The sequence below is a fragment of the Mesorhizobium sp. B2-3-4 genome (genome assembly GCF_006442315.1).
Lineage (GTDB): Bacteria > Pseudomonadota > Alphaproteobacteria > Rhizobiales > Rhizobiaceae > Mesorhizobium.
On the sequence record NZ_VFVY01000031.1, the window covers coordinates 50,331 to 63,283 of the forward strand.

Sequence of the window (12,953 nt, forward strand, 5' to 3'; positions counted from 1 at the left end):
ATCTACTTCGCCGCCGCGGGCAGTGGCGGCCTGACGTCGGCGCGGCGCTCCCAGATATGCGAGGCAACGGCGACGATGACGGCGACCAGCATGGCCAAGGCGCCAGCCACCGGCAGGCTACGGTAGCCGTAGCCGGCATTGAGCATGGCGGCACCGAGCGAGGCGGCCAGCGCGATGCCGATATTGAATCCGGACGGGATGAGCGAGGCGGCGAGGCCGGACGCGTCCGCCGTCCAGGCCAGGATGCGGGTCTGGATCGGCGTGCCGATGGAGAAGTTGAGACCGCCCCAGACGATGATCGCGAGAACCATCGGCACGGGGTAGGGGCTGACGGCATAGATAACGGCCAGCGTCACCGCCTGCAAAGCGAGCATGGTGATCAGCGACGGCATCAGTTTCCAGTCCGACAGCTTGCCGCCGAGGAAGACGCCAAGCGTGGCGCCGACGCCGTTGAGCAGCAGCACCCAGGGCACCAGGTTTTCATCGAGCCCCGTCACTTCCAGCAGCGTCGGGGTGATGTAGGTGAACAGGCAGAACTGGCCGAGCATCAGCATCAGCATCAGGACCAGCGAGGTCCAGACCTGCTGGCGCGCCAGCGCGCGGACCTCGCTGGCAAAGCTGGCGGATCTGGTCTGATGCCCTGTTGTACGCGGCAACAGGACAGCCATGGCAAGGGTTGCCGCCACGCCCAGCGCACACATAACCCAGAAGGTGGCGCGCCAGCCCCAGATGTTGCCGATGGCGGTGCCGGCCGGCACGCCGATGACATTGGAGACGGTGAGGCCCGACAGGATGACGGCGACGGCCATGCCGCGCTTTTCCTCCGGTACGAGGCCGACCGCGACCACCATGGCGACGCCGAAATAGGCGCCATGCGCGACCGCCACGGCAATGCGCAGCAACAGCATGGAGGTGAAGTCGGGCGCCAGCGCGCAGGCCGCCTGGCCGATGGTGAAGGCGACGGCCAGGCCGATCAGCAAGGTCTTGCGCGGCAGGCTCTTGGTGGCGAGCGCCAATAGCGGACCGCCGATGGCGATGCCGCAGGCATAGCCGGAGACGAGATAGCCCGAAGTGGGAACCGAAACGCCAAGCCCTTGCGCCACCTGCGGCAGCACGCCGGCGATGACGAACTCGGTGGTACCGAAAGCGAAAGCGGCAATGAACAGGGCGATGAGCGGCAGCGACATGAAATGAGAACCCCCGAAGTGGAGGGCTCAAACCATGGATGGAGGCGGCAGGCAATCCAGAAATTTTTGTCGCCGGTTTAGGTTTTCTTGACCGGCCGTGGCAGCCGGCCCGTCAGGTCGCGGATTTGCGTCCGTAGGGAATCTTCAGCCAGGCCCGCTCATGAAAATAGTAGAGCAGCGACTTGGTGAAGACCTCCGTCACGCCGATCGCGGCCGCGAGCTTGATGCTTCCGGTGACAACCAGAGAGATGATCATCGTATCGATGGTGCCGGTCACGCGCCAGGAAAGCGCCTTGGCGAAACTGCGCGAATGAGTGTCCATCGATTTCCTCCCGGTGGAAACGGATGCTTAGCCGACGGACGCCTGGATAAGCAAAGCCTAATTGGCCGCTCCTGCCGGGATGACGGATCCGGTGTCCTCAAATTGACGCGCGTCCGGCAAACCCTCGCCGTTTCAGCTCGCCTTCAGCCGCGATCCGAAGAGCAGGCCGCGCTCTTCCAGCACGGGATAGGCCATCGACGCCAGCAGCGAGTTGATCTGCTTGAGGTCGCGGATGGTGTCGAGATGGATCGAACTGGTTTCAACGCTCCTGGGGGTGCCTTCGCGCAGCCGCAGGAAATGGCTGGCGCTGGTTTCCTTCTCGCGGTCGCGCAACTGGTCCTTTTCGAGCACGAGCTGGCGGGCGGTTTCGGGATCGCGCGAGACCAGCACGTTGAAGGCCAGCCGCGCATTGGCCAGCACCGAGGCGTGGAAGGCGCAGAGCTCGCGCCAGCCCTCGGGCGTGAATTCCAGGCCGTGTTCGAGCTTCTTCTTCACATGCACCAGCATGTTGCGCACGATGATGTCGCCGACCTGCTCGAGCTTGACGCAGGCGCCGATCAGTTCCTGGCAGCGCAGCGCCTCGTCCTCGGTGAGCGGGTTCTTGGTGACCTTGGCGAGGTAGAGTTTTATGGCCGCGTGCCGGCGGTCGACGCGGTCGTCGAGGGCCGCCAGCGCCTTGATCTTGTCGCTGTCGGCGCTCTCGTAGAGTTCGATGATGCGCTTGAGCATGATCTCGACCGTCTCGCAGACCCGCACCACTTCGCGGGTGGCGTTGGCCAGCGCCTGGCTCGGCACCTCGAGGGCGCTTTCATTGAGCGCCGACAGCTCGACGACGTCCAGCGTGGCGGCCGGCACCGGCCTGGCGCCCAGCGTCACGATCTTTTCGGAGGCGCGGTAGACGAGGCCGGCCAGCGGCAGGCCCGCGAGCAGGATGATGACGTTGAACAGGATATGGGCGTTGACGATCTGGTTCGCGGCCGTGGCACCGAGGAAGCCGACATGCGGCTTGAAGATCATGAACAGGATCAGCATCACCAGCGAGCCCAGCCCGCGCATCAGGAGATTGCCGATCGGCACGACGCGCACGGCGGGCCCGGCCGAGCGGGTCAGCATCGGCGCGATGATCGAGGAGCCGAGATTGACGCCGAGGATGAGGACAACGCCGAGTTCGGGGCTGATCAGGCCGCGGCCGGCCAGCGTCGCCATCAACAGGACCGCCGCGATGCTCGACTGGAACAGCCAGGTGATCAGCGCCGCCAGGAGATAGGCGGTGATGGAATCGGTGGAGAAGTAGTTGATGATGACCGGCATGAGCTGGCTGTTGCGCAACGGCTCCGACGCCTGGCCGATCATTTCCAGCGACAGGATCAAAAGGCCGATGCCGACCAGGATGCGGCCGGTCTGGCGCCAGTCGCGCCGCTCGGTGGCCATGAACATCACCGTGCCTGCTATCAGGCAGAGCGGCACCAGAAGGGTGAGGTCGAAGGTCAGGAGCTTGACCACCAGCGCCGAGCCGATCTCGGCGCCGCGCACCGCCAACTGCCCGGCGGCACCCGAGACAATGCCGGAGCCGGCGAAGGAGCCGACCAGCAAGGTGACTGCCGTGGAGCTTTGCAGCGCGATCGCAAGGCCGGTGCCGGCCAGCACCGCCATGATGGGATTGCGCATGGTGGCGCGCAGTTTGTGGCGCAGCACATCGCCATAGGCGCGCTCGACGCCGGTCTTGACCATGCGGGTGGCAAACAGCATCAGCGCGACGGCGCCGGCCAGATGCAGGAGGACGACCGAACCGCTCATCGCGGCGCCTGCATGCGGGCGCCGCGCACGCCGTGGGCGGCATGGCGGTCGGTGGCGAAGGCGAGGGTGCGAATCATGAACATGGCAGCCTTGGAATATAGCCGGAATATTTTAGCCGGATAATGAAAATTTGTCGATTTTCAGGTCCGCCGTCAAGCGACGGCCCGTGTCGGAAAATGGACGGGTCGGCAAATGGTTGCAGGGGGCCGGGAGGCGGACCGGCCGGATCTTCGGCACTCTCGCCGCCGATCTTGGCGGCGATGTTCAAATTCCTGGAATAAGCGAAGGAATTCATTACACAATTGTAATGCAGCCGTTCAGTTTCAGTTCATCCGTTGGCGGTTATTCCTCGGGCATCGACAACAAGGAGACTTCTGATGAAACGCATTGTTATTTCCGCTCTCGCTTTCTCGATGCTGGCCGCCACCTCGCTCACCGGCCAGGCCGCGCCGATGAATGCTCCGGTCGCGCCGCAGTCGAACTTCACGAAGGTTGACTGGCAGAAGCCCAACCACCGGGATGTCAAGAAGCGCGTCATCGTGAAGAAGAAGGTCGTGGTGAAGCCCAACAACTGGCGCAACGGCCAGAAATATTCGAACTGGAAGCGTCACCAGCCGATCCGCGACTATGGCCGCTACGGCCTGCACCGTCCCGGCCGTGGCCAGGAGTGGATCCGCGTCGGCAATGACTATGTGCTGGTCGGCATCCTCTCGGGCGTCATCTTCGGCGCGCTTGCCGCGCAGTAAGCCTGCGCATGAACTGACTGACAGCGAAAGGCGGCCTGCGAAGGCCGCCTTTCTGTTTTCGCCCCTGTGGAAACCGGGCATCGTCCGCATTAGGGGTCGTCTGAAATCGCCGGCATGATTATATGGTGGCGAAACGAGTTCCCCTATGCGCTTTCCGCCCGCCTTTCTCGACGAGATACGCGACCGTGTACCGATCTCCTCGGTCATCGGCCAGCGCGTCGCGTGGGACAGGAGGAAGACCAATGCCTCGCGCGGCGACTATTGGGCCTGCTGTCCGTTTCACGGCGAAAAGAGCCCGTCCTTCCACTGCGAGGACAAGAAGGGGCGTTACCACTGTTTCGGCTGCTCGGTCTCGGGTGACCATTTCAAGTTCCTGACCGAACTCGAAGGATTGAGCTTTCCCGAAGCGGTCGAGAAGATCGCCGACATGGCCGGCGTGCCGATGCCGGTTCGCGATGAGCGGGAGGAGCGCCGCGAGAAGGAGCGCGCCAGCCTGACCGACGTCATGGAAATGGCGACCGTCTTCTTCCAGGAGCGGCTGCAGGGGCCCGAGGGCGCCAAGGCCCGTGCCTATCTGCGTGACCGTGGGCTGACGCCGGCGACCCAGCAGTCGTTCCGGCTGGGCTTCGCTCCCGACAGCCGCAATGCGCTGAAGGAACATCTGGCGGCCAGGGGCGTGCCGAAAGCCGACATCGAAGCCTGCGGGCTGGTGCGCCATGGCGACGACATCCCGGTCTCCTATGACTGGTTCCGCGACCGCATCATGTTCCCGATCCCGGATTCACGCGGCAAGATCATCGCCTTCGGCGGCCGTGCGCTGGCGCCCGACGCGCTCGCCAAATACATGAATTCGCCCGACACCGAGCTCTTCCACAAGGGCAATGTGCTCTACAATTTCGCCCGCGCCCGCCAAGCGCTATCAAAGGGGGCACTGGCCAAGGGTGGCACGGTGATTGCCGTGGAAGGCTATATGGACGTGATCGCGCTGGCGCAGGCCGGTTTCGAGAACGCCGTGGCGCCGCTCGGCACCGCGCTCACCGAAAACCAGCTCGAACTTCTGTGGCGCATGGCGCCGGAGCCGATGCTGTGCTTCGACGGCGACAAGGCCGGGCTGAAGGCGGCATGGCGGGCCGCCGATCTGGCGCTGCCATCGGTCGAAGCCGGCCGCTCGGCGCGCTTTGCGCTGCTGCCGGAAGGCAAGGACCCCGACGACCTGGTCAAGGCCGAGGGGCCGGACGCCTTCCGCGCTGTGCTCTCCGACGCGCGGCCGCTGGTCGACCTGCTATGGATGCGCGAGACGTCGGGTGGCGTCTTCGACACGCCGGAGCGGCGGGCGGCGCTGGGAAAGACGCTGCGCGAACTGACCGGCCGCATCCGCGACGAGAGTACGCGCTATCACTACCAGCAGGAAATGCGCGAGCGCGAGCAGAGCTTCTTCGGTTCGCAGCGCGGCAACCGGCAGGGCCAGCAGGGCTGGCGCCAGGGCGAGCGTGGCCAGCAAGGCAAGCCCGCGCCCGGCGGACAATTCGCCAAGGGAGGCGGCGGCCGTATTGCGATCACCGAAAGCCTTGGCCAGTCGGCGATGGTCAAGCGCGGCGAGGCCATGTCGGTGCGTGAGGCGACGATCATCGTGGCGCTGGTCAACCATCCGGCGCTGATCGACGAGAACTTCGCCCATGTCGAATTCCTCGACCTCGCCAATTCGGACCTGAACCGGCTGCATGCCGCCATCCTCGATGCGATGGCGCATGACATGGCCAATGACCGCCACGCCGTGGTGGCGACGATCGAGCGCGCCGGTTGCGCCGAAATCTGGGAACGTGCGGTCGGCCTGATCAGGCGGGCGCGGCAATGGCCGGCGCTGGAAACGGCCGCACTCGAGGATGCCCGTGACGCGCTCAACCAGGCGCTGCACTTGCAGCGCAGCGCGCGCACCTTACATAAGGAACTGAAACAGGCGGAAGCGGCGCTCGAGGCGGATCCTTCGGACGAGAACTTCCGCCACCTGATCGAAATTCAGGCGCAATTTCAGGATGTACAAGCGACGGAAGCGCTGATCGAAGGATTCGGCGTCTCCTCGGGCAGGGCCGGGCGAGCCTAGGTGCAGCTGCGTACAGAAGTGAAGGCGCGATCACGCTTCCCCTGGGGGCGAGGCGCGCTAAGTCGGGTAATTGATTCGCTTTTTTCATGCGAATCATGCCAGAGGCGCTTGACCTTCGGACAGAATGGCGGAATCAGGACGATTCGAAACGTTAACCCGCACCCGCGTCGACGGGAAATGCAGCGATGTGAGGTACTGGTCACTGGACAGGCACGGCAGCCTGCCACAGATATCAGGGTTAATCTGGACTTAACGATCAATGAAGTTAGTGGCCCGGTGAAGCGCGTTTCAAAACGAGCGTATCCGATTTGACTGGTCCGACAGCTTACGCGGCCTAGATGCCTGGCCGCTAGGAGAAGATAAAAACTATGGCGACAAAGGAAAAGGAAGAGGTCGAGACCGAACGCGAAGGCGCCACCGATGGGCCCCTGCTCGACCTTTCCGATGATGCTGTCAAGAAGATGATCAAGGCCGCCAAGAAGCGCGGCTATGTCACCATGGACGAGCTGAATTCGGTGCTGCCTTCCGAGGAAGTGACCTCCGAGCAGATCGAGGACACGATGGCGATGCTGTCCGACATGGGCATCAACGTCGTCGAGGACGACGAGCAGGGCGAAGAGGCCGAGGCCGGCGACACCGCGGCCGATGCCGAGGAAGACGCCAACGAACTGGCCGAACAGACCGGCACCGCGGTCGCGGCGACCACCACCAAGAAAGAGCCGACCGACCGCACCGACGATCCGGTGCGCATGTATCTGCGCGAAATGGGCTCGGTGGAGCTTCTGTCGCGCGAGGGCGAAATCGCCATCGCCAAGCGCATCGAGGCCGGCCGCGAGACGATGATCGCGGGCCTGTGCGAAAGCCCGCTGACCTTCCAGGCCATCATCATCTGGCGCGACGAGCTCAACGAATCCAAGATCCTGCTGCGCGAGATCATCGACCTCGAAGCCACCTATGCGGGTCCCGAAGCCAAGCAGGCGCCTGTCGTCGAGCGCGTCGAGGAAGCGCCCAAGGTCGAGGAGAAGCCACGCCGCGGCGCGGCGCGCGACGAGGAAGACGACATCACCAATGTCGGCGCCGACACGCGCGGCATCGGCGACGACGACGAGGAAGACGAGGACGAGGCCAGCCTGTCGCTGGCGGCGATGGAAGCGGAACTGCGTCCGCAGGTGATGGAGACGCTCGACGTCATCGCCGACACCTATAAGAAGCTCAGGAAGCTGCAGGACCAGCAGGTCGAGAACAGGCTTGCCGCCGCAGGCACGCTGTCGCCCAGCCAGGACCGCCGGCTGAAGGAGCTCAAGGACCAGCTGATCAAGGCGGTGAAGTCGCTGTCGCTCAACACCGCGCGCATCGAGGCGCTGGTCGAGCAGCTCTACGACATCAACAAGCGCCTGGTGCAGAACGAGGGCAAGCTGCTCAGGCTCGCCGAAAGCTACGGCGTGCGCCGCGAGGAGTTCCTGAAGGAATATCAGGGTTCCGAGCTCGACCCGAACTGGACGCGCTCGATCGCCAACCTGACCTCGCGCGGCTGGAAGGAGTTCACCAAGAACGAGAAGGACGCGATCAAGGACCTGCGCGCCGAGATCCAGCACCTGGCCACCGAAACGGCGATTTCGATCCTGGAATTCCGCAAGATCGTCAACCAGGTGCAGAAGGGTGAGCGCGAAGCCGCGATCGCCAAGAAGGAAATGGTCGAGGCCAATCTGCGCCTCGTCATCTCCATCGCCAAGAAGTACACCAATCGCGGCCTGCAGTTCCTCGATCTGATCCAGGAAGGCAATATCGGCCTGATGAAGGCGGTCGACAAATTCGAATACCGCCGCGGCTACAAGTTCTCGACCTACGCGACATGGTGGATCCGGCAGGCGATCACGCGTTCGATCGCCGACCAGGCGCGCACCATCCGCATTCCGGTGCACATGATCGAGACGATCAACAAGATCGTGCGCACCTCGCGCCAGATGCTGCACGAGATCGGCCGCGAGCCGACGCCGGAGGAACTGGCCGAAAAGCTCGCAATGCCGCTCGAAAAAGTGCGCAAGGTGCTGAAGATCGCCAAGGAGCCGATCTCGCTCGAAACGCCTGTCGGCGACGAGGAGGATTCGCACCTGGGCGATTTCATCGAGGACAAGATGGCGATCCTGCCGATCGACGCGGCGATCCAGGCCAATCTGCGCGAGACCACCACGCGGGTGCTCGCCTCGCTGACGCCGCGCGAGGAACGTGTGCTGCGCATGCGCTTCGGCATCGGCATGAACACCGACCACACGCTGGAAGAAGTCGGCCAGCAGTTCTCGGTCACCCGCGAGCGTATCCGCCAGATCGAAGCCAAGGCGCTGCGCAAGCTCAAGCACCCGAGCCGGTCGCGCAAGCTGCGCAGCTTCCTCGACAGCTGAGTTCTTGTCGGACACGAAGAATTAGGGCGCCGAGTGGCGCCCTTTTTCGTTCAGGCGTCAAGGCAACGGCACGTTCAGCCGCGTCCCCTTGACGATGATGCCGCCGCGGTCGCCGATCTCTATCGAGCCGTAGCGCTGCCGGAAGCAGTCCGGCAGCGGGCGGTCGCCGGGGATCGACAGCCACAGCCGCAGCATATGGCGCCGCCTGTCCGGGTCAGGCCAATCGCGAAACCCCATGCGGTCGTGCAGCAGCGAATGGTTGTAGACGAACTGCATGTCGCCGGGCTGAAGCCGCATCGACAGGTTCAGCATGGGATCATTGGCCAGGCTGTCGAAGAGATCCAGCGCTTCGACATGGGCCGGGGTAAGCCGCATGGCATCGGGGAAACGCTGGGCGCTGTCGACGTACTGGCGCTGGTAAATGCCGGTCAACAGCCCCGCATGCCAGTTGAGGACCGGGATTTCGAAGTAGGGTTTTTGCCCTTCCGGTATTTCGCCGCGCCGGTCGGTGGGGATCGGGTCAAACAGCAGGCGGACCAGGTCGGGTCGGCCTTTGCGCATCTCGTTGTAGATCGTCACCGTACTGACCAGCAGCGACTCGCCGCCCTGCATGGCATCGCGCAGGCAGAGCAGGCCGACAACATCGGCGGAATCGGTGTGAAAGGTCTGGCGCTCCGCCGTCTGGTAGATGCGGGTGGTGGCGTCCCTGGCGTCGGCGCCGATGTCGCGGACATGGCCGAGGATGTGGCCCTGGGCATTCTGGGACCGTGCGCTTCCCAGATGGGCGCCGATACCACAGAAAATCGTTGCCGCCATTGCAGCGGAATATCTCTCGACGGGGAGACCGCGCAGCACCTCGAAGCCGATGCCCGCGATGAGTTTTTCGCGCAAGGTCGCAAGATGGCCGCCGAGGCGGGGCAAGGGAAAATCCGCCGCGGTCAGGCTGCCGATATCGTGCGAGCGCGCAAGGAAGCCGGCTGCGGCAGCTTCCAGTTCCGCGACGTCGCGCGGGTCCAGCTCGACCAGCCATTTCTCTGGATGCCTGGTCATGTGCTCGCCGGTCCAGGCGGCGGGGATGTCGATCTGTTGCGGCGGCAGGGCTGTCTCGCGCATCAAAAACTCCCTGGTTGATCGGTCGGGATGTCGGCTGGATTTCCGCAGGCTGCCGAACGAAAGTGAGATTGCCGCAATCGGTCTGGTTCTCAAACCAAATTCAGGATGTCGGTTCCGAGGGCCTTGCGTTTCGATATGTTGACAGTTTGCCTCGGGGCAGCATGTCTCACCGTGGTGGATTGATGGCCAGGAGATATCGCATGAACAGTTTTTCGATAGCGGCTGTCGGCTTTGCCTTGACATCGTTGTTGCCGGTCGATGCCGGCGCGGCGGCCCCAAAGGCCGTCGGCATGGCCAATCCGGCATCGGTGCATTGCGGGGCGATCGGCGGCCGCTTCGTGGTCAGGAAGGACAAGGCCGGCAATGAATACGGCTTCTGCCGGCTGCCCAACGGACGCCTGTGCGAGGAGTGGGCGCTGTTTCGCGACAACAAATGCATCGGGCCCAAGGCCGCCATGCGCCGCAAATAGCACGGCTATCTGACATCCACGTCAGCCGTCGATGACATGGCGCGCGACCGTGATAGGGTGAGTCATGTCCGAAGCACATTCCCATTCGCATCTGTGGCCCGGCGTGCCGCTTGCCCTCGGCTCGGCCGCCTTGTTTGGCGCGACGCCGCCGCTGTCCAAGCTGCTGCTCGACGGCGTCAGCCCGTTCATGCTGGCCGGTCTGTTGTATCTCGGCGCAGGTGTCGGGCTGGCGCTCTACCGCCTGTTGCGCGGCGGGCAGGCCAATGCCGGCGAGGCCCGCCTGACCAGCGCGGATATTCCGTGGCTGGCGCTGGCGATCGGCATGGGCGGCATCGTCGGGCCGGTTCTGCTGATGTTCGGCCTTACTCTCAACACGGCGTCCAGTTCCGCCCTGCTGCTCAATCTGGAAGGTCTCGCGACCATGGCCATCGCCTGGCTCGTCTATCGCGAGAATGTCGACCGACGGCTGCTCTTCGGCGCCTTCGCCATTCTGGCGGGAGCGCTGCTGCTGTCCTGGGAGGGGCAAGGCATTGCCTTCAATCTTGGCGCGCTGCTTGTCGCCGGGGCCTGCCTGGCATGGGGCCTGGACAACAATTTCACCCGCAAGATATCGGCCGCCGATCCGGTGGCCATCGCCATGCTGAAGGGGTTGGTGGCGGGTGCCGCCAATGTCGGGCTGGCGCTCGCCTCCGGCGCGACGTTTCCGGCTGCGACCACGGTGATGGCCACGGCCGCCGTCGGTTTCTTCGGCATCGGTGTCAGCCTCGTCATGTTCATCCTGGCGCTGCGCCATCTCGGCACGGCACGCACGGGGGCCTATTATTCGCTCGCTCCCTTTATCGGCGCGTTGCTGGCGATCCTGATGCTGGGCGACGCCGTCACGCTCAAGCTCGGTGTTGCCGGTCTGCTGATGGGGGTTGGCCTGTGGCTGCATCTGTCCGAGCGCCATGATCACGAGCACGACCATGAAGCGCTGGAGCATGAGCACAGCCATGTGCATGACGAGCATCACCAGCATCATCATGACGGGCCGGTCAGCGAGCCGCATTCGCACTGGCACCGCCATGCGCCCATGCGCCACAAGCATCCGCACTATCCCGACCTTCACCTTCGGCACGGCCACGGCTGATCATGTCGGGTCGGGCGCTGACCGTCTGGTACAACACGCGCTGTCCGGTTTGTGACGCCGGCATCGACAGGCAGAGACGGCGGCTGATCGAGGCGGTCAAGGCTGGGCGGGTCGCGTTCCGCGACATCAATCTGGAGCCGGATGCGCTGTCGTCGCATGGCGCCTCGCTGGAAGACATCCGCCGGCGGCTGCATGCGACCGATGCCGAGGGCAGGCTGCTGGTCGGCGCCGATGTGGCGATCGCGGTGTGGAGGGCGACGCCGGGCGAAGGCTGGCTGGCGAGCCTGTTCGGCAACCGCCTCATCTTGCCGCTGACCCGCCTTGCCTATGATCGCTTCGCCGATCTGCTTTACGGCTGGAACCGCCGCAAACGCCGCTGGTAGCTCCTTTCCACCGCACGCCATCAAGTCTTGCCGCGTCCGCGCTTTGGCGCTGCGGATAGCGCTTGGCCCGATATCAGATACATCGTAAGATATATCTTGACTCAGCGATTGAGTGCGCCTACTTAAGATATATCGTAAGATAGAACTCAAGGAGCAATCAATGCACAAGCACAATTTTGGACACGATCATTCCGACCGTCATCATTTCGGCGAGCGCATGTTCATGCACATGGCCGGCAAGTTCGGCGGCAGGGGCGGCGGCGGTTTCGGCCCGTTCGGGGGCAGGGGCGGCGGTGGCCGCGGCGGCCCGGGCGATTTCTTTCGCGCCGGGCGCATGCTGGCCGACGGCGACCTCAAGCTGATCACGCTGTCGCTGCTGGCCGAGGCGCCGCGCCATGGCTACGACATCATCAAGGCGCTGGAAGAGCGCACCAGCGGCATCTACAGCCCGAGCCCGGGCGTGGTCTATCCGACGCTGACCTTCCTGGAAGAGGCCGGTTATGCCTTGTCTTCGAGCGAAGGCAACAAGAAGGTGTTTTCCATCACCGAGGCTGGCCAGGCGCATCTCGCCGACAACCGCGAAATGATCGACGGCGTGCTCGAACACCTCGAACGCTTCGGTCGCAAGATGGCCAAGGCGCGCGACTGGTTCGGCTGGAACGACGATGGCGAGGACCGCCGCGGCGGACGTGGCGAGCGTTCGGAATCGCGTGACCAGTTCCGCGCCCTGCGCCACCGGCTGCGTGCCGCGCTGAGCGACATCGTCGATGCGCCGCAGGACAAGCAGGCCGAGGCCATGAGCATCCTCGAAGCCGCAGCCGACGCGCTGGAAGCCTTGTCGCACCGCTAGCGCCGGCAAGAGCGGGTTCCTGGCCCCCGCGGACGTGCTACGCTATGCACACATCTTCTGTGATTGGCGTGACTGATCGGCCTGCAGCTTGATTGCGATGTGGTTCCCCCAATCCGTCACTGCTTCGCAGCACCACCTTTTCCCCCTCTGGAGGGAAAGGAAGGGAGCCTCGTTGGAGAAGCGTTGGCGGCAATAGGCTCGCGCCCTTCCTCTACCCCGTCGATCGGGGGGTCCGAAGGACGGGCGAGACCGTGGCTCGCCCCGGCTAGGTGTCTCGGCGAGCCGAGACGGAGTAGGGGTCGACCAGCGCAGCGTCAGACAATGCATGCACCAAGCTGCCATGCACGCTGTCGCCACACAGCAAAAAAAGCCCGGGGCGTGAACTGACCCCCGAAAGTTGGACGGTTCATTGAGCTGGTAGATTTAAGGGCTGGTTCCTGTATTGCACAGGGGCCA

Annotated in this window: 11 protein-coding genes; 7 read left to right on the forward strand and 4 right to left on the reverse strand. The window is 64.1% G+C overall.

Annotation, left to right across the window (positions count from 1 at the left end):
* Positions 1–2: 2 nt before the first annotated feature.
* The 3 genes from FJ967_RS31570 to FJ967_RS31580 all read right to left on the reverse strand — a co-directional run bounded on the left by FJ967_RS31570 (position 3) and on the right by FJ967_RS31580 (position 3,306).
* Positions 3–1,187 (reverse strand): MFS transporter, encoded by a 1,185-nt coding sequence (locus FJ967_RS31570; protein ID WP_140736230.1) that lies wholly within the window; start codon positions 1,185–1,187, stop codon positions 3–5.
* A gap of 112 nt (positions 1,188–1,299) precedes the next feature.
* Entirely contained in the window at positions 1,300–1,509 is a 210-nt protein-coding gene (locus tag FJ967_RS31575; protein ID WP_140736231.1) for a DUF2061 domain-containing protein, read from the reverse strand.
* Between the two features lie 132 nt (positions 1,510–1,641).
* Positions 1,642–3,306, reverse strand: coding sequence for a Na/Pi cotransporter family protein (locus FJ967_RS31580; RefSeq protein ID WP_140736232.1), 1,665 nt, complete (start codon positions 3,304–3,306; stop codon positions 1,642–1,644).
* Positions 3,307–3,683: 377 nt separating this feature from the next.
* Here FJ967_RS31580 and FJ967_RS31585 point away from each other — a divergent pair, with 377 nt between their 5' ends.
* The 3 genes from FJ967_RS31585 to rpoD all read left to right on the forward strand — a co-directional run bounded on the left by FJ967_RS31585 (position 3,684) and on the right by rpoD (position 8,552).
* The gene (locus FJ967_RS31585; protein WP_140736233.1) at positions 3,684–4,052 is read left to right on the forward strand and encodes an RcnB family protein; all 369 of its coding nucleotides are present in this window, start codon (positions 3,684–3,686) and stop codon (positions 4,050–4,052) included.
* Between the two features lie 145 nt (positions 4,053–4,197).
* Complete coding sequence (dnaG, locus tag FJ967_RS31590) at positions 4,198–6,153, forward strand: DNA primase (RefSeq protein ID WP_140736234.1); 1,956 nt, start codon at positions 4,198–4,200, stop codon at positions 6,151–6,153.
* Positions 6,154–6,521: 368 nt separating this feature from the next.
* Positions 6,522–8,552: an RNA polymerase sigma factor RpoD gene (rpoD, locus tag FJ967_RS31595; protein ID WP_140736235.1), complete on the forward strand. Its 2,031-nt coding sequence runs from the start codon at positions 6,522–6,524 to the stop codon at positions 8,550–8,552.
* A gap of 57 nt (positions 8,553–8,609) precedes the next feature.
* Here the strand turns inward: rpoD and FJ967_RS31600 are convergent, their stop codons facing one another.
* Positions 8,610–9,665 (reverse strand): TauD/TfdA family dioxygenase, encoded by a 1,056-nt coding sequence (locus tag FJ967_RS31600; protein ID WP_140736236.1) that lies wholly within the window; start codon positions 9,663–9,665, stop codon positions 8,610–8,612.
* 200 nt (positions 9,666–9,865) lie between these two features.
* Between FJ967_RS31600 and FJ967_RS31605 the strand changes: the two genes are divergently transcribed.
* The 4 genes from FJ967_RS31605 (at position 9,866) to FJ967_RS31620 (ending at position 12,497) form a co-directional block, all read left to right on the forward strand.
* The gene (locus tag FJ967_RS31605; protein ID WP_140736237.1) at positions 9,866–10,135 is read left to right on the forward strand and encodes a DUF333 domain-containing protein; all 270 of its coding nucleotides are present in this window, start codon (positions 9,866–9,868) and stop codon (positions 10,133–10,135) included.
* 64 nt (positions 10,136–10,199) lie between these two features.
* Positions 10,200–11,264 carry a DMT family transporter gene (locus FJ967_RS31610; RefSeq protein WP_140736238.1) on the forward strand — a complete coding sequence of 355 codons (1,065 nt, stop codon included), beginning with the start codon at positions 10,200–10,202 and terminating at the stop codon, positions 11,262–11,264.
* A 2-nt stretch (positions 11,265–11,266) separates the two neighbouring features.
* Positions 11,267–11,647 (forward strand): DCC1-like thiol-disulfide oxidoreductase family protein, encoded by a 381-nt coding sequence (locus FJ967_RS31615; protein ID WP_140736239.1) that lies wholly within the window; start codon positions 11,267–11,269, stop codon positions 11,645–11,647.
* 160 nt (positions 11,648–11,807) lie between these two features.
* The gene (locus tag FJ967_RS31620) at positions 11,808–12,497 is read left to right on the forward strand and encodes a PadR family transcriptional regulator (protein WP_140736240.1); all 690 of its coding nucleotides are present in this window, start codon (positions 11,808–11,810) and stop codon (positions 12,495–12,497) included.
* Positions 12,498–12,953 lie beyond the last annotated feature (456 nt).

Bases quoted from the DNA above. Each gene is read 5' to 3' on its own strand.
- FJ967_RS31570 (WP_140736230.1), bottom strand. From the start codon at position 1,187: ATGTCGCTGCCGCTCATCGCCCTGTTCATTGCCGCTTTCGCTTTCGGT.
- FJ967_RS31575 (WP_140736231.1), bottom strand. From the start codon at position 1,509: ATGGACACTCATTCGCGCAGTTTCGCCAAGGCGCTTTCCTGGCGCGTG.
- FJ967_RS31580 (WP_140736232.1), bottom strand. From the start codon at position 3,306: ATGAGCGGTTCGGTCGTCCTCCTGCATCTGGCCGGCGCCGTCGCGCTG.
- FJ967_RS31585 (WP_140736233.1), top strand. From the start codon at position 3,684: ATGAAACGCATTGTTATTTCCGCTCTCGCTTTCTCGATGCTGGCCGCC.
- dnaG (WP_140736234.1), top strand. From the start codon at position 4,198: ATGCGCTTTCCGCCCGCCTTTCTCGACGAGATACGCGACCGTGTACCG.
- rpoD (WP_140736235.1), top strand. From the start codon at position 6,522: ATGGCGACAAAGGAAAAGGAAGAGGTCGAGACCGAACGCGAAGGCGCC.
- FJ967_RS31600 (WP_140736236.1), bottom strand. From the start codon at position 9,665: ATGCGCGAGACAGCCCTGCCGCCGCAACAGATCGACATCCCCGCCGCC.
- FJ967_RS31605 (WP_140736237.1), top strand. From the start codon at position 9,866: ATGAACAGTTTTTCGATAGCGGCTGTCGGCTTTGCCTTGACATCGTTG.
- FJ967_RS31610 (WP_140736238.1), top strand. From the start codon at position 10,200: ATGTCCGAAGCACATTCCCATTCGCATCTGTGGCCCGGCGTGCCGCTT.
- FJ967_RS31615 (WP_140736239.1), top strand. From the start codon at position 11,267: ATGTCGGGTCGGGCGCTGACCGTCTGGTACAACACGCGCTGTCCGGTT.
- FJ967_RS31620 (WP_140736240.1), top strand. From the start codon at position 11,808: ATGCACAAGCACAATTTTGGACACGATCATTCCGACCGTCATCATTTC.